This window comes from Sphingomonas sp. DG1-23 (assembly GCF_030730875.1).
Taxonomy (GTDB): domain Bacteria; phylum Pseudomonadota; class Alphaproteobacteria; order Sphingomonadales; family Sphingomonadaceae; genus Sphingomonas.
In genome coordinates this window covers 371,138-387,165 of sequence record NZ_JAVAMA010000001.1, presented here as the reverse complement: position 1 = coordinate 387,165, position 16,028 = coordinate 371,138, and the positions used below count along the sequence as shown (strand labels likewise).

Below are 16,028 nucleotides of genomic sequence, written 5' to 3'. Positions count from 1 at the left end.
CAACGCACAAATTGCGCTAAGGGCGCCCGCGCACCGCACTTCAGCGGCATCCAGGATATCGTATGAACCTCCGCAACGTGGCGATTATCGCCCACGTCGATCATGGCAAGACCACGCTCGTCGACCAGCTCTTTCGTCAGTCGGGGACGTTCCGCGACAACCAGCGTGTCGAAGAAAGAGCCATGGATTCCAATGACTTGGAGAAGGAGCGTGGCATCACGATCCTTGCCAAGCCGACCTCGGTCGAGTGGGAAGGCACGCGGATCAACATCGTCGACACGCCGGGCCACGCCGATTTCGGCGGCGAGGTCGAGCGCATCCTGTCGATGGTCGACGGCGTCATCCTGCTGGTCGATTCGTCCGAAGGCGCGATGCCGCAGACCAAGTTCGTCACCGGCAAGGCATTGAAGCTCGGCCTGCGCCCGATCGTCGTGGTCAACAAGATCGACCGTCCCGACGAGCGCATCCAGGAAGTGCTCGACGAAGTGTTCGACCTGTTCGTCTCGCTCGACGCGACCGACGAGCAGCTCGATTTCCCGGTGCTCTACGCCTCGGGCCGCAACGGCTATGCCAATGAGGATCCGAGCCTGCGCGAAGGCACGCTTAAGCCGCTGTTCCAGAAGATCGTCGATCACGTGCCGCCGCCCAAGGTCGAGGTCGAGGGCACGCCCTTCACCTTCCTCGTGACCCTGCTCGACCGCGATAATTTCCTCGGCCGTATCCTCACCGGCCGAGTCAATTCGGGCGTGGTCAAGGTCAACCAGCCGATCCACGCGATCGACATGGACGGCAAGGTCATCGAGACCGGCCGCGCCTCGAAGATCATGTCGTTCCGCGGGCTCGACCGCGTGCCCGTGGACGAAGCGCGCGCGGGCGACATCATCAGCCTCGCCGGCCTGACCGTCGCCACCGTGTCGAACACCATCGCCGACACTTCGGTGACCGAGGCGATCCAGGCCCAGCCGATCGATCCGCCGACGCTGTCGATGCGTTTCGCGGTCAACGATTCGCCGATGGCGGGCCGCGAAGGCAGCAAGGTCACCAGCCGCATGATCCGCGACCGGCTCGAGCGCGAGGCCGAATCGAACGTCGCGATCAAGGTCACCGAGAGCGAGGACCGCGACAGCTTCGAAGTCGCCGGCCGCGGCGAGCTCCAGCTCGGCGTGCTGATCGAGACGATGCGCCGCGAGGGCTTCGAGCTCGGCATCAGCCGCCCGCGCGTGCTGTTCCGCACCGACGAGAACGGCCAGAAGACCGAGCCGTACGAGACCGTCGTGATCGACGTGGACGACGAATATTCGGGCACGGTCGTCGACAAGATGAACCAGCGCAAGGGCGAGATGACCGACATGCGTCCGTCGGGCGGCGGCAAGACCCGCATCACCTTCTCGGCGCCGTCGCGCGGCCTGATCGGCTATCATGGCGAGTTCCTGTCGGACACCCGCGGCACCGGCATCATGAACCGGCTGTTCGAGAAATACGGCCCGCACAAGGGCAATATCGAAGGCCGCAAGAACGGCGTGCTGATCTCGAACGGCAATGGCGAGGCGCAATCCTACGCGCTCGGCCCGCTCGAGGAGCGCGGCATCCTGTTCGTCGGGCACGGCGAGGCGCTGTACGAGGGCATGATCGTCGGCGAGAACGCCAAGACGGATGACCTCGAGGTCAACCCGATGAAGGCCAAGCAGCTCACCAACTTCCGCGCCTCGGGCGGCAAGGACGACGCCGTCCGCCTGACCCCGCCGAAGAAGATGACGCTCGAGCAGGCGATCGCCTATATCGACGACGACGAGATGGTCGAGGTCACCCCGACCAAGATCCGGCTGCGCAAGCGCCACCTCGATCCGCACGAGCGCAAGCGCGCCAGCCGCGCCAAGCAGGCGGCCTGAGTTTCTTGATGCAGCGAAAGGCGCCGGGGGAGATTCCGGCGCCTTTTTGCTTGCCTGCCGTCTCCGGAAAATTGCGGAGCCATTAACTGCATTTCAATGCAGGTCAGGCCACAAAGGGCTTCCTCGCCGCAACGAGCAGGTGGCCCATGCTGCACGCACCGATCATCCCGTCCTACGACTTCCTCCCGCCGCTGTTCATCAAGGAGCAGTCGGAAATCGAAGTGAAGGTCAGCGACACGCCGTTCTTCTACAACGACAATGGCACGCCGACCTATCGCGCCAGCCTGCCCGCCGGCGTCACGCCGCTCACTCCCGCGCACACCGGCCCCGAAGTGGCGATCGGCGCCGAGCACCGGGTGACCGGGACGATCGGCTTCAAGCCGACCCCGCCGTACGGCAACGAGACCCAATTGGGCTTCGAAGGCGAGAATATCCGTTACGAGCCGATGTGGGCGACGCGCGAAGCCGCCGCGGCATTCGGCATCACTTTGGTCGAGGCGGGGCAGGGGATCGCGATCGACAGCCCCGGCGGCGCGCTCCACCAGGTCGAATATGAATATGGCGTGTTCGCCGGGCATTGGTCGCCCTATCAGAACACCAATCCGGAGGCCGGCAATACGCTGCTCAGCGTGGTGTGCACCGACCTCGAGCATCACGATTTCCCGCACGTCTTCGCCTCGACCGACGCGCAATTCCCGCTGGTGATCTCGGTCGGGCGCTACTGGCACGCCGAGGGCCGCATCCGCCTCGCCGATCTGTGGGTGCCGCAGGGTTCGGCGCTCTACATCCCGCCCAAGCCCTTGCTGTTCGGCAGCCAGTGCATCGACCTGCACAACAACCGCAATTCGGCGCGCGCCGCCTGGGGCGACATCCGCCGCAACTCGATCCTGACCCACACGCTGCTGCAGACCAAAGACAGCTTCACCTATTGGTACTGGAACGCCGCGGACACCGCCCACAGCCCTCTCGAGGTCCGCCACCCATGAACATGCCGCTGCACGACAAATATTTCGACCAGTTCCGGTCGCTTCCGGACGCCGCCCCCGATCCCGCGCTCTACAAGACCCTGCTCGAATCGACGATGGCGATTCCGTGGAAGATCGACTGGGCGACGATGCGCTTCGCCTATATCGGCCCGCAGATCGGGCCGCTGCTCGGCTGGAGCCCCGAAAGCTGGATCTCGGTCGAGGACTGGGCGTCGCGCATCCATCCCGAAGATCGCGACAATGTCGTCAATTTCTGCGTCTCGCAGTCGGTTGCCGGTGTCGATCACGAGGCCGATTATCGCGCGCTCACCAAGGACAAGGGCTATGTCTGGATCCGTGACGTCGTCCATGTCGTGCGCAACGAGGCGGGCGAGGTCGAGAGCCTGATCGGCTTCATGTTCGACATCAGCGAGCGCAAGCGGATCGAGCACGAACTGTTCAAGATGCAGAAGAAGCTCGAGGCGCTTTCGTTCGAGGACGGCCTGACCGGCAGCGCCAACCGACGCCGGTTCGACGAGCGGCTGCGGGCCGAATGGCGCAGCGCCTGCGCGGCGCAGCAGCCGCTCTCGCTGGTCCTGCTCGATATCGACCATTTCAAGCAATATAACGATCTCTACGGCCATGTTCAGGGCGACGAATGCCTCGTGCGGGTGGCCGCGGCGCTGAAGGCCGGCGAGCGTCAGCGCGACATCGTCGCGCGCTATGGCGGCGAGGAATTCGCGCTGCTGCTGCCCGAAACCGACGAAGCCGAAGCGCTGGCGATCGCCGAGCAATGCCGCCACGCCATCGAGGCGCTGCAGATCCGGCACGACCATTCGAACTGCAGCAAGGTGGTGAGCGTGAGCGTGGGCGTGGGCACCGTCATTCCGCCGGCCGACGGCGAGCCCCGGCATTTCTGCGACGCGGTCGACAAGCTGCTGTACGCCGCCAAGCAGAAGGGGCGGAATCAGGTGGTCGCGACGTTTCTGGGGTGATCGAGTCTTAAAGCCCCTCCCCTGAAGGGGGGCTATATTTTGCCTGACCCGTATTGCCCGGATTCTCCGGTTCGATGAGGAGCAATTCCTTTGCGCCGGGCACGGTGCTGTCCTCGAAAGCATCGGCCGCCCGGCGCGGTGCGAACCGCGCCTGTCCATCCGCCCAACGATACGTAGTTCGCCTCAAGCAACTATACGTAGGGCGATGTTAACCTTGGCCGGACATCATGGCGATGTGTTCTCGCTCGCTCCGCCTCGCTCGATGGTCTGGACCGGCACGCTTGCGGCCGCCGCGCTGGCATGGCTCGCCGGCTATCTCTCGGGGCTTACGCTGACGCCCGATTCGCGCGGGCTGGCGCTCGCCTTCGGCCTCTCGGCGTTGCTCTGCCTGCTCTGGGTGCCGAACGCTTCGGGTCGAATTGCGCAGTTGGTGCGCATGATCGAGGCATTGCTGCTCTTCGCGCTGATCGGGGTGCTGGGGGCGGTGCTCAGCTATCTGGCGATGTTGCATTCGAGCGGTTTCGCCGACGCCCTGCTCCACCGGATGGATCACGCGCTTGGTTTCGATTGGCCCGCGATGCGCAGCTATGTCGAGCGCCGCGACTGGCTGTTCCTCGCTTTCGAAAAGGGCTATCTCGCCTGTTTCTGGATGCCGCTGGCGGTGTTCGGGCTGCTCTGGCACGCGCAGCGGATCGGCGACGTCTATCGCTATCTGCTCGCGCACGGGCTGGCGCTCGCGGCGACGGTGGGGGTGTTCTTCTTCTTCCCGGCACGCGCGACTTTCGCCTTTTATCTGGCGCCCGGAGCGCCGCTGCCCGGCAACGCCCGGCATTATGGCGAAATCATCGCCGGATTGCGCGACGGTACGCTGACCACGCTCGATCTGACCAACCTCGGCGGAATCATCACCTTTCCCAGCTTTCACGCGGCGATGGCGATCCTGTTCGTATGGGGCGCCTGGCCGGCGCGGCACTTCCGGGCGCCGATGCTGGTCGTCAACGGATTGATGTGGCTCGCCGCGGTGCCGCTGGGCGGACATTATGTCGTCGACGTGATCGCCGGATCGGCGATCGCCGCCGGAGCGATCGTGCTGGCGGTGCGGCTGGCGCGCGGCGCCGCGGCGGCGCCGGCCGCCGCATCCGTGCCGGCCGCGCCGGGGCCGGTGGCCGTCGGCGCGGCCTGATCCGGGATCAGGAACGCGCGCGCTCGATCCCGAGCAGCAATTCCTTCGCCGCCAGCCCGCCGGCGAAGCCGGTGAGCGCGCCGTTGCCGCCGATCACCCGGTGGCACGGCGCGACGATCGAGATCGGGTTGCGGCCGTTCGCTGCGCCCACCGCGCGCGACGCGCTCGGCCGGCCGATCTGGCGGGCGATCGCGCCATAGCTGCGCGTCTCGCCGAACGGGATGGTCAGCAATGCGGCCCACACGCTCTTCTGGAAATCGGTGCCGCGGAAATCGAGCGGCACGTTGAAGCTGGTCCGCTTGCCGGCGAAATACTCGTCGAGCTGGCGCGCGGTCTCGACCAGCACCGGATGCTCGGGGGCTTCCTCCCTGTCGCGCAGCTTGACGCGCCCGGGACGGTCATTCTCCCAGAGGATCGCAATCAGCCCGGCATCGCTCGCCACGAGGGTCAGCGTGCCGACGGGCGACGGGACGGTCTTGAACTTGTCGGTCATGGCATGTCCTTTCGTGCCCTGGTCTACCCGTCCCGGCCGGCGGATGCGTCCCGTGGCTTGCGCTCAACCTCCGCCATGGCGCAAGAACAAAACAGAAACAAATCCTTTCCTATTTGCCGCGAAATCCATACACCCTGATCGATTGGGCGATTCGACAGGAGGGGTGTCCATGCAAAATCGCGTTCCCGTCCCGCGCGCGGCGCGGCCTGATTTGCCCGATTTTCCGCCGGTGCCGCGCAAATGCAACCGCCATGACGGCTGGACGCCCGCGCGGCAAAAGGCGTTCATCGATGCGCTCGCCGATACCGGATCGGTCCGGCGCGCCGCGGCGATGGTCAACATGTCGCAGGCCAATGCCTATGCGCTGCGCCGCGCGGCCGGCGCCGAGGGGTTTCGGCGGGCATGGGATTCGGCGCTCGATTTCGGGCTGGCGCGCCTGAAGGACCTTGCCTTCGAGCGCGCGATCGAGGGCGAACTGGTCCCGGTCTTCGTCGGCGGGAAATTGATGGGCTTTCGGCGCAAGCACAACGATGCGCTGCTGATCTTCTGCCTGCGCCATTATGGCCGCGACGCTTCGGGCAAGCGCACCACGATCAATTATTTCTCGACTCGCGCCAGCGCCGGGGCAGCGAGCGGGGGCATCAAGGGCGCGGGGGCGCAGGCGAGCGCCACGACGATGCGCACCGTGATCCACGGCGATGGCGGCAGCATGGACGCGGCGCTGCGCGACGACGAACATGCCGCGGCGCTGGCGGGCTTTGCCGGGGTGACGCTGGATGCCGAGGCCGAGGCGGCGGTCGCGGCGGCGATCACGGCCTGTGCCGAACGCCGGGCTGCTGCAGATGCCGCGATCGCCGCGGGCGGCGAGGAAGCGGCGGACGCAGCCGGGGACGATCCGGGCGAGCCTTTCATCCCCTTGCCCTTCGAAGGCACGCCGTATCGCGGCACGCTGGAGCCGCCGGTGAGGATCGAGGAAGCGGTGGACTGGGTGCCGGCCGCGGACGAAGCCGACGGGGCGCCGGTTATGCCTTCGCCATCTCCAGCAGCACCGCCCATTCCTGGTCGCGGACGGGCGTGACGCTGAGCCGCGACTGGCGGAGCATCTCGAGGTCCTTGAGCCGCGGCTCGGCCTTGATGTCGGCGAGCGGCACCGGCCTGGCCAGCTTGTCGACCGGCCTGACCGCGACGCTCGCCCATTTGCCGTCGTCGCCGTCGGGCTGCCAGGCGCGGGTGATCTCCATCACGCCGACCGCGGCCTTTTCGGTGTTCGAATGGTAGAAGAAGGCCCGGTCGCCGGGCTGCATCTCCTTCAGGAAATTGCGCGCGGTATAGTTGCGCACGCCGTTCCATTCGGTGGCGCCGTCGCGGATCAGATCGTCCCACGAATAGGCATCGGGTTCGGAGCGGAGGAGCCAGTAAGCCATGCGTGCCGATTAGGGTGCGGCAACGGCGTCCGCAATGGGGGCTGGGGAGTAGCGGGCCCGCCTTCCTGGGTGGATTCCGCCCTTTTCGTCATCCCGGATGTTAGGCTTTCCCGGAGAACCGCAGGTTTACCGTTGGAAAGCCTTCAGTCCGGGAGCCACCTCGCCGCTGGATACATGCCTCATGGTGGATCCCGGATAGCGCGCTTTTCGATTCAAATCAGTGATTTGAAGAAAAGCGGCTTCCGGGAGGACGTTCGTTGGGCCGACCCTAAACCCGCGCTGAACGCGCGATTCCGAACCCATTCAGCCGCCATGCGTTAACCCTGCAAGCTCAGCGCCGCGATTCCACCCCCGGACTGCCGGCGCGCGTATCGAGAGGAGCAGTATCATGGCCAATTTCGTCCAGAAGGCCGTGCTCGGCACGGTTCTCGGCGCGAGCGTGCTGGTCGCGGTCGCGCCGACCGCCGAGGCGCAGCGCTATCGCCGCTATCGGCATCACGACGATACCGGCACCGCGATCGTCGCGGGCATTGCCGGCCTCGCCATCGGCGCGGCGCTCGCCAGCGGCGACCGCTACGATCGCCGCTACGATTATGACCGGCGCTATTATCGCGACCGCGGCTATTATCCGGTCGACGGCTATTATTACCGCGATTACCAGCGGCGCTATCGCGGCTGGGATCGCTGCCACACGCGTCGGGTCTATGATCCCTATCTCGATCGGCGCGTGCGGGTCCGTTACTGCCGCTAGGGCAGACCGAAAAGACGAGCGGCGCGGGCTTTGGTCCGCGCCGCTCTTCGCATGTGCGGAAGAAACGCTAGACTGGCGGCATGGGACATGATTCGCCAGCGCAACGACCCGATCCTTCGGATCCCTATCTGCGCGAGGCGCAGACCTTTCCCTCGCTGTCCGAAGAAATGGCGGCGCGGGTCGCCGCGTTCGGCGCCGAGGAAGTGCTCGCCGACGGCGCCCTGCTGTTCCGCCGCGGCGATCGCAGCGTCGATTTCTTCCTGTGCATGGCCGGCGCGATCGAGATTTTCGACACCGATGCGAAGGGGGGCGAGCATATCGTCCACACGCATGTGCCGCGTCAGTTCACCGGCGAGCTCGATCTGTTCAACGACCGGACGATCTTGGTCACCGGCCGCGCCAAAAGCGAGACGCGGGTGGTGCGGGTCGGCCGCGCCGAATTCCGGCGGATGATGGCGGCCGAGCCCGATATCGGCGAGATCGTGATGCGCGCCTTCATCCTGCGCCGGGTGGGGATGCTGCTCCACGGCACCGCGGGGGTGGCGTTGCTGGGGCCGGCGCACGCGGCGGACACGGCGCGGATCGAGACCTTCCTGTCGCGCAATGCGCTGCCGCACAAGCGGATCGACACCGAGGTCGACGGCGACGCGGGCGGGTTCATGGAATGCTTCGCGCTCACCGACGCCGACCTGCCGGTGGTGGTCGCCGACGGGCGGGCGCTGCGCAATCCGAGCAACGCCCAGCTCGCCGATGCGCTGGGGCTCGCCTCGGCGGTGGACCCCGAGCATGTCCACGACGTCGCGGTGGTCGGGGCGGGGCCGGCGGGGCTGGCCTCGGCGGTCTATGCCGCGTCGGAGGGGCTCGACACGATCGTGATCGAATCGGTCGCGCCGGGCGGGCAGGCGGGGACGAGCAGCAAGATCGAGAATTATCTCGGCTTCCCGACCGGTATTTCGGGACAGGCGCTCGCCGGGCGCGCGCAGGTCCAGGCGCAGAAGTTCGGCGCGCGGTTATTGGTGTCGCGCAGCGCGGCGGGGATCGATTGCGACGCGCGGCCCTACACGATCCGGCTCGACGACGGCGCCACGCTGAAGGCGCATGCCGTGGTGGTCGCGACCGGCGCGCGCTATCGCAAGCTCGATCTGCCGCTTTATGCCGAGCTCGAGGGCAACGGCATCTATTATGCCGCGACCGCGATGGAGGCCGGGCTGTGCGCGGCGCAGACCGCGGTGGTGATCGGCGGCGGCAATTCGGCGGGGCAGGCGGCGATCTATCTGTCGCGCACCGCGGGGCACGTCCATATGCTGGTGCGCGGGGCGGGGCTGGCGGCGACGATGTCGCGCTATCTGATCGACCGGATCGAGGCTTCGGACAAGATCACCCTGCACCCCTTCACCGAAGTCACCGAACTCGAGGGCGGCAAGCATCTCGAGGCATTGACCTGGACGCAGCGCAAGAGCGGCGAAGCGCAGCGGCACGAGGTCGGCGCCCTGTTCGTGATGATCGGCGCGCAACCCAATACCGACTGGCTCGACGGCTGTGTCGAACTCGACCAGGCGGGATTCGTCAAGACCGGGTCGGGCGAGACCTTCTTCTGCTCGTCGGCGCACGGGGTGTTCGCGGTCGGCGACGTGCGCTCGGGATCGGTCAAGCGGGTCGCCTCGGGCGTGGGCGAGGGATCGGTGGTGGTGTCGGCGATCCACCGTTATCTTGAAAGCGTCGAACAATAGCGGCAAAGGCCGTCCATGAGTGATACGCCTCCCGACCGCCTCTCGGTCAATCCGAACAGCCCCCATTTCCAGCGCGAGCTGCTGGAGCGCGGCATCGGCATCCGCTTCAAGGGCGTCGAGCGCCGCGACGTCGAGGAATACAGCATCTCCGAAGGCTGGATCCGCGTCGCCCTGGGCAAGAAGATGGACCGCAAGGGCCAGCCGCTGACGATCAAGCTCACCGGCCCGGTCGAGGCGTGGTTCGAGCGCCCCGCCGAGGGCGACGCGCCGGCGGACGATTCCGAGGGTTGAAGTGCTCCTGGCAGTGGCTGGCGCGAAAATGCAGCCCGCGCTCCTGCGAAAGCAGGAGCCCGGAGCCGCAGGCTGACTTGCCGTAATCCTGGGCTCCTGCTTTCGCAGGAGCACGGATATTTTCGAACGCGGCTAGCCCATCGCCGCGACGATCGCGCGGCCGATCCGGGCGTGGAGCGGGCGGCTTTGCTCCAGCGCCAGCGTGCTGCCGGTGACGTAGCTCGCCACGACCAGAGGCGCGCGGCGCGGCGGCCAGGCGATCCCGACCAGATTGTCGGTGCCGTGCCCGCCTGCGCCGGTCTTGTAAGCGAGCGCCCAGTCGCGCGGCAGCCCGGCACGCAGGCTGGTCGCGCCGGTGCGGGTGTCCTTCATCCACGTCGTCAGTTGCGCACGGCTGGCGGGTGCCAGAAGCGTGCCGAGCACCAGTCGCTGCGCCAGCGCGGCGATGGCCTGTGGCGTGGTCGTGTCGCGCGGGTCGCCGGGCGCTGCTTCGCCCATCGCGGTTTCCCAGCGGTCGAGCCGGGTCACCGGATCGCCGAAGCCTCGCAGCCCGCGGGTGAAGCCGGCGGGGCCGCCGATCGTGCGGAGCAGCAGGTTGGCGGCGCTGTTGTCGCTCAACGTGATCGTCGCGTGGCAGAGCTCGGCGACGCTCGCGGTGCCGCCGACGCGCTTCTCGCAAAACGGGGAATTGCTGACGATGTCGCCCGCGACGACCGGAAGGCGACGGTCGAGCGTCTCGCGCTTGTGCTCGACCTGCTTCAGCATCGCCGCGGCCAGCGCGAATTTGAAGGTGCTGCACATCGGGAAACGCTCGGCCGCACGCCAGCCGAAGCGTTCGCCCGAGCCGGTGTCGATCACCGCCAGGCCGAGCCGGCCGGCGCTCGCTTGCTCGACCGCCGCGATTGTCCTGCGGAAATCGGCCCCGAAACGGGCGGGGGCCTTGCCGAATGCCGGCACCGCCGACGCCGCGGCGAAAGCGCCGCCAGCCCAAAGAAATTTGCGTCTGTCCATGTCGGCTCTCCCTTTCCGCGCCTGATGCCGTTGGGGAGGGGACAGGCGCAAAGGATCAAATCTCGGCGGAGCCATTAGAAGGATTCATGCACCAGATCCTCCCCCGCTTTAGCGGGGGAGGATCTGGGTTTCACGCCGCAAACGCTTCGCGCGCCGCATCCTCGAAGGCCTTGAGCGCGAGCAGATGCGGGAAGGGGCCGTGGCTGATCCGGGCGATGCCGGCTTCGGCGACCGCCTTGGCCGAGGGCGCGCCGGGAAAGGCCATGAAGTTCACCGGCAGCGGCGAGGCGGCGCATACCCGCTCGAGCAGCGCGAGGTCGGCGAGGCCGGGCACGAAGAAGCCGCTGGCGCCGGCCTCGGCATAGGCATGGGCGCGCTCGATCGCGGCATCGGCCTTGGCCCGATCATGCGTCTCGGCCTTGGCCTGGAGGAAGATGTCGGTTCGCGCGTTGAGGAAGAAGGCCGGGCCGGCGCCGCGCCGCGCCGCCGCGACTCGCTTCGCCTGCGCGTCGATCGCGTGCATGCCCGTGCCGCCGATCAACTGGTCCTCGAAATTGCAGCCGATCGCCCCGGTGGCGGCGAGCGCCGCCATGTTTTGCGCGAGCGGCTCCTCCTCGAGGGCATAGCCGCCCTCGAAGTCGATCGACACCGGCAGGTCGACCGCCGCGACGACGCGCGCGGCATTGGCGAGCGCGAGTGCGATCGGCAGCCCTTCGGCATCGCCGACGCCGTGCGCCGTGGCGACCGAGGCGCTGCCGGTGGCGATCGCCCTGGCGCCGGCACGCTCGGCAACCTTGGCCGAGCCGGCATCCCAGACGTTGAACAGAATGACCGGCTTGCCGGGGACGTGCAGCGCCGCGAAGGATTCGAATTTCGACATTACGCTCTCCATTTCGTTCGCGTAATGTTCTAGTGCGGCCGGCGGCGGGGCGCAATCCGTTCCTTGCGGCCGAGGCTGGATGCCAAGGCGATATCGAGCTGCCGCGACATCTGGTCCCAAACTCCCTCTCCCCTTGATAGGGGAGAGGATAGCGAAGCTTGCCAGCCTGCTGGCTAGCGCAGCTTGGTGAGGGGTAGAGCGGCGCGCAGCGCCGCGCGGCCGCTCTGCGGCCGCACCCCCTCACCCAGCACCGACTAAGGCTTTGCTGCGCAAAACCCAAGTCTGCGCAACCCTCTCCCCCTTTCAGGGGGCGAGGGAAGTAAAGGTCTAGTGCACGAAGCGCGCCACCACGTCGCGATAGCTGCGGCTGACCTTCACGCTCGCGCCCGAATCGAGCACGAGGAAGCATTCGCCATTGGTGTGCGGCTTGACCTGGCGGACGAGGTCGAGATTGACGATCGTCGAGCGATGGACCCGCTGGAAGCGCCGCGGATCGAGGCGCTTTTCGAGATCCTTCATCGTCTCGCGCAGGATCAGCGTGTTGTCGCCGGTGTAGATGCACATGTAATCGCCGGCGGCGTCGATCCGCTCGATCGTGTCGACGTCGACTCGGAAGATCTGGCCGCGATCCTTGATGTTGATCAATTTCTCGAAGCGGTTCGACGCCATCTCGCCGCTGTCCGAGGTGGCGATCTCGTCGACCGCGTCGGGCGCGACTTCGGCGAGCACTTCCTTGAGACGGTCGACTTCCTCGACGCCGCGTTTCTCGGTCAGCCGCTGGCGGACCCGATCGAGCGTGTCGGCGAGGCGGCTCGGCTCGACCGGCTTCATCAGATAATCCATCGCCTGCGCCTCGAAGGCGCGGATGGCGTGGTCCGAATAAGCGGTGACGAACACGAACAAGGGCGGTTCGACTTCCATCAGCCCCTGGACGACCGAGAAGCCGTCGAAGCCGGGCATCTGGATGTCGAGAAAGACGAGATCGGGTTTGTGGGTCTTGATTGCGCGGATGGCCTCGCGGCCGTTGGAGCATTTGTCGATGATTTCGACATCCTCATGCTCCTGCAATCGGAGCTCGAGCCCCTGAATCGCCAGGGGTTCGTCGTCAACGAGGATGGTACGGATGGTCATGCGGCCTCTCGGTTCGGTTCCTCGAGCTGGAACGGGATTTCTATCTCAACGCTGAAACCTTCCCCAAGTTTCGTTCTCGTTTCGAAACGATGGTCAGACCCGAAAGTCTGCGCCAGCCGTTCCTTGATGTTGGCGAGCCCCACGCCGGTTGAGAGAGTCGGCCGTGGTTTGCTTTCGATCAATCCGGGGCCGGTGTCGGATACGGCGATCTGCACTCGTTCTCCGGTGAGCCGAGCCGTGATGGTGATGTCGGCGCCCTCTTCCTGCGGCGTGACGGCATATTTGATCGCATTTTCGACCAAGGGCTGGAGCAGCAGTGACGGCAGCCGCGCTTTCGACACGCGCGGATCCACGTCGAAATGAGTGCGCAGCCGCTCGTCGAATCGCATCTTCTCGATCTCGAGATAGAGCTGGAGCGTTTCGACTTCCTGACTGAGCGTGACGTGCGCGGTGGGCTCGTTGGCGAGAGTGTAGCGCAGGAACGACGACAATCGGCTGAGCATCACGTTCGCCCGCTCGGTCTGCTTGAGCAGCACCAGGGTCGAGATCGAATTGAGCGTGTTGAACAGGAAGTGCGGATTGAGCTGGTAGCGGAGCATCGCCAGCTGGGCGCTCGACGCCTGGTTCTCGAGCAATTGCATCTGATCGATCTGCTGCTCGACGATCAGATAGAAATTGATCCCGAAATAGAGCGCCGACCAGCCGGCGAGCACGGTGAAGTTGATGAACACCGTGCCGACCACCAGCGCGAAGGTGACGCCGGTATCGCCCTCGCGGATGAACGAAAAGGTGAAGGCGTCGATCACCGCGTAGATCACCGTCGCGATCGCCAGCGTCGCGAGGGTCAGCAGGATCCCGGTGATCCGCGGCAGGCGGCGATAATAGCCGTAGAGCGTCGAGAGCAACAGGGTCAGGCAATAGCCGACGATCGCTTCGATGATCGCGGCGATGATCCGCTCGACCGCAAAGCCGTTCGAGATCGACACGACGCTGCGCAGCAGCAGATAGCCGCTCCACCCCGCCGCCTGGAGCATCCAGAAGGCGCGGCCCTTGTCTTCGAAGAAGGGGCGCGAGAGCACGGGCGTGCTCGCCTGCCCTGGCATCAGCCGCTGCGCGGTTTCCACTGTCTTGGCCACGCCGCCCCTCTAACACTCACCGCGAGCCGCCGCAAAGAGGGGCGCGATTCGGGCGCGGCGTTCCGCCCTGCGGAGGCGGTGAGAGCGATGCAAATCCTCCTCGCGGGAAGGGAACCACGAAGTGGTGGGGGCCTTTCCACAGACGCGCCGCTCGGGGCAGCGTCCCAACTATCCGCCGTCACCCCGGACTTGTTCCGGGGTCCACTGTGCCGATAGGGTCGGACAAGAGCTTCCATCGCATCACCGGCCGCCTGGTGGACCCCGGAACAGGTCCGGGGTGACAGTTGTATGCGGCAAGCTTCCTAAACGACGAAGGGAGCGGCGAAGCGCAGTCTCAGCAGCCGACGCCCGCCGCTTTCTTCAGCATGCCGCCCAATCCTTTCGGCTTGCACTTCTTCTTCTTCGCCGCCTCGGGCGTCTCGCCGGCCGCTTCCTCGTCCCTGCCGCCAAGCATGTCCGACATGCCCGGCATGCCGGGCATGAACATTCCCATCGAGCGATAGCGCACCTTGGCGGTCCATTTGGGCTTCCATGCGATCTTCGGGTCGCGCGGGCGCTCGGGGAAGGCGAAGTTCGCTTCGGGGCCATATGCGTATACGAAGCCCATCATCGTCTCGCCTGCCGCCTTCTTTACCTCGGCGGGGACAACGCAGCTGGTCTGCGCGGGCGGCATCACGATCTTCTGGCCGATCAACTTCGTGACGGTCGCCGGAGACAGCCAGCTCCACAGCCCACCGCCGAATTCCTGCGTGGCGGACGAGCTCCACCACACCATGTCGCCGCCATTCTGGCCCATGTCCTTTCCGCCCATCACCCAGGCGTGGTAGCCGGTGGCATTGCCGATCCCCTGCCAGCTGATCCCGGTCGAGCCGTCGGGATTGGCGCTCGCGCGGACGCGCAGCCCGGCCATGAAATCCTGATCGAGCGCGAAGGCGATTTCGGGGCTGTAGCTGCCGGCCACGCGGTGCTGGCCGATCAGCGAGGATTGCGCGCTGATGCTCCTGCTTTTCAGGCTGTTCGGCCATTGGCCGAAGCTGCGGCTGTTGGCGAGCGACGGGCCGAGATCGGCAGGCACCTTGGCCGAGAACAGACCCGGCGGCATCGCGCCTTTGGCGACCCTGGCGAAATCCACCACCACCGGCTGGCCTGGGCCGGCCTTGGCGCCGCAGCCCCAATAAAGCAGCAAGCGGCCTTTGGGCCGCTGGAAATTGGCGGGCAGCGCCTCGTCGCTGCGCACCGGCGTCTCGAGCGGCACCGAGGCGCCGAGTCGCGCGCCGGCCGGCATGAAGTGATCGGCCTTGGCCGCGCCGGTGGGAGCGAGGCGCGAGCCGAGCCGCAAGGTCAGCTCGTGGCTGTCGCCCTGGCCCATCATCCCCGCGATCGTGCCCGCGTCCATCACGTAGCGCGCGTCGGGTGCGGCATCGTTGCTCTGCGCGATCACCGCGCTTGCGCCGACCAGCCCGGCCAGCAGCGTGCCCGCGACGAGCAGTCGCGTCTCGATCCTGTTCATCCGAAACCTCCCCCAAGCGGACGTCCCCGTCCGTCTGCGCGGCTCTATGCCAGCGCGGCAACAAGTGTGCTATCCAAACAATACACCGAGCCATGCGCCGTATTATGTCCTGCGATGGGACAAAGGGGCGTCGAGATCCGGTGCGACCCGGGGGCTTTTGAAGCGTTGTGGTGCCGTTATGATCCAGCATCGCCCGGGGATCAAGTAATGACGAAGCTGTTCGGTCTCGCGCTCGCCGCCCTCGCCCTTCCTCTTGCGGCACAGGCGAGCGAGGTCGAATGGCGCTCGATTCGCGTCGATGCCTCGGCGCTCGATCTGTCCGAGCCGGCGGGAATCGACGAACTGGCGCGGCGGATCGGGCGCGCGGTCAACCGGATCTGCGGCAGCGACCGCGATTGCCGCGACGAGGCGTGGGCGAGCACCGAGGAACAGACCGCGCGCGCGATCGACCGCGATCTGTGGATGCGCCGGATGGCCGAGGAGCGGATCGCGCAAGAGGAGGCGTGCCGGTGGGGCGGATGCGACGCGCCGCGGCTGGCCTATCAGCCGCTGCCCGAGCCGGGGGCCGCAGCGGGCGGGGCGACGGTGGTGATCGTCCACCATGCGCCGCCGGTGGTGTATCGCTACTAAAGAAACGGG

At 66.5% G+C, this 16,028-nt stretch carries 16 protein-coding genes; 9 read left to right on the top strand and 7 right to left on the bottom strand.

The features are described from left to right. Positions 1–62 precede the first annotated feature (62 nt). From typA to Q9Q95_RS01615, 4 genes are all read left to right on the top strand, one after another. Positions 63–1,889 carry a translational GTPase TypA gene (gene typA / locus Q9Q95_RS01630; protein ID WP_306093313.1) on the top strand — a complete coding sequence of 609 codons (1,827 nt, stop codon included), beginning with the start codon at positions 63–65 and terminating at the stop codon, positions 1,887–1,889. A gap of 146 nt (positions 1,890–2,035) precedes the next feature. After that, entirely contained in the window at positions 2,036–2,875 is an 840-nt protein-coding gene (locus Q9Q95_RS01625) for a hypothetical protein (RefSeq protein WP_306093312.1), read from the top strand. Then, positions 2,872–3,849, top strand: coding sequence for a sensor domain-containing diguanylate cyclase (locus Q9Q95_RS01620; RefSeq protein WP_306093311.1), 978 nt, complete (start codon positions 2,872–2,874; stop codon positions 3,847–3,849). The genes Q9Q95_RS01625 and Q9Q95_RS01620 overlap by 4 nt, the downstream gene beginning before the upstream one ends. 214 nt (positions 3,850–4,063) lie before the next feature. After that, entirely contained in the window at positions 4,064–5,032 is a 969-nt protein-coding gene (locus tag Q9Q95_RS01615) for a phosphatase PAP2 family protein (RefSeq protein WP_306093310.1), read from the top strand. Positions 5,033–5,039: 7 nt separating this feature from the next. On the opposite strand, the gene Q9Q95_RS01610 is transcribed toward Q9Q95_RS01615, so the two are convergent. Further along, entirely contained in the window at positions 5,040–5,525 is a 486-nt protein-coding gene (locus tag Q9Q95_RS01610; RefSeq protein ID WP_306093309.1) for a methylated-DNA--[protein]-cysteine S-methyltransferase, read from the bottom strand. A 169-nt stretch (positions 5,526–5,694) separates the two neighbouring features. Between Q9Q95_RS01610 and Q9Q95_RS01605 the strand changes: the two genes are divergently transcribed. Continuing rightward, on the top strand, positions 5,695–6,603 hold the full coding sequence (locus Q9Q95_RS01605; RefSeq protein ID WP_306093308.1) for a hypothetical protein: 909 nt from the start codon (positions 5,695–5,697) through the stop codon (positions 6,601–6,603). Here the strand turns inward: Q9Q95_RS01605 and Q9Q95_RS01600 are convergent. After that, a complete protein-coding gene (locus tag Q9Q95_RS01600; protein WP_306093307.1) occupies positions 6,548–6,949 on the bottom strand; it encodes an EVE domain-containing protein in 402 nt (133 codons plus the stop codon). The two genes, Q9Q95_RS01605 and Q9Q95_RS01600, sit on opposite strands and share 56 nt — an antisense overlap. Before the next feature lie 388 nt (positions 6,950–7,337). Here Q9Q95_RS01600 and Q9Q95_RS01595 point away from each other — a divergent pair, with 388 nt between their 5' ends. From Q9Q95_RS01595 to Q9Q95_RS01585, 3 genes are all read left to right on the top strand, one after another. Beyond that, positions 7,338–7,700 (top strand): hypothetical protein, encoded by a 363-nt coding sequence (locus tag Q9Q95_RS01595; protein ID WP_306093306.1) that lies wholly within the window; start codon positions 7,338–7,340, stop codon positions 7,698–7,700. Positions 7,701–7,780: 80 nt separating this feature from the next. Then, positions 7,781–9,430 (top strand): FAD-dependent oxidoreductase, encoded by a 1,650-nt coding sequence (locus Q9Q95_RS01590; protein WP_306093305.1) that lies wholly within the window; start codon positions 7,781–7,783, stop codon positions 9,428–9,430. A 15-nt stretch (positions 9,431–9,445) separates the two neighbouring features. Then, positions 9,446–9,721, top strand: a complete 276-nt coding sequence (locus Q9Q95_RS01585; RefSeq protein WP_306093304.1) for a DUF3297 family protein — start codon at positions 9,446–9,448, stop codon at positions 9,719–9,721. Between the two features lie 132 nt (positions 9,722–9,853). Here the strand turns inward: Q9Q95_RS01585 and bla are convergent, their stop codons facing one another. The 5 genes from bla to Q9Q95_RS01560 form a co-directional block, all read right to left on the bottom strand. Continuing rightward, positions 9,854–10,732 carry a class A beta-lactamase gene (gene bla / locus Q9Q95_RS01580; RefSeq protein WP_306093303.1) on the bottom strand — a complete coding sequence of 293 codons (879 nt, stop codon included), beginning with the start codon at positions 10,730–10,732 and terminating at the stop codon, positions 9,854–9,856. A 130-nt stretch (positions 10,733–10,862) separates the two neighbouring features. Further along, positions 10,863–11,612: an isocitrate lyase/phosphoenolpyruvate mutase family protein gene (locus Q9Q95_RS01575; RefSeq protein WP_306093302.1), complete on the bottom strand. Its 750-nt coding sequence runs from the start codon at positions 11,610–11,612 to the stop codon at positions 10,863–10,865. A gap of 327 nt (positions 11,613–11,939) precedes the next feature. Further along, positions 11,940–12,743, bottom strand: coding sequence for a LytTR family DNA-binding domain-containing protein (locus tag Q9Q95_RS01570; protein WP_306093301.1), 804 nt, complete (start codon positions 12,741–12,743; stop codon positions 11,940–11,942). Beyond that, positions 12,740–13,846, bottom strand: a complete 1,107-nt coding sequence (locus Q9Q95_RS01565; RefSeq protein ID WP_306093627.1) for a sensor histidine kinase — start codon at positions 13,844–13,846, stop codon at positions 12,740–12,742. The genes Q9Q95_RS01570 and Q9Q95_RS01565 overlap by 4 nt, the downstream gene beginning before the upstream one ends. A gap of 367 nt (positions 13,847–14,213) precedes the next feature. After that, on the bottom strand, positions 14,214–15,389 hold the full coding sequence (locus tag Q9Q95_RS01560; protein WP_306093300.1) for a hypothetical protein: 1,176 nt from the start codon (positions 15,387–15,389) through the stop codon (positions 14,214–14,216). Between the two features lie 207 nt (positions 15,390–15,596). On the opposite strand from Q9Q95_RS01560, the gene Q9Q95_RS01555 reads away from it, so the two are divergent. Beyond that, complete coding sequence (locus Q9Q95_RS01555) at positions 15,597–16,019, top strand: UrcA family protein (RefSeq protein WP_306093299.1); 423 nt, start codon at positions 15,597–15,599, stop codon at positions 16,017–16,019. Positions 16,020–16,028 lie beyond the last annotated feature (9 nt).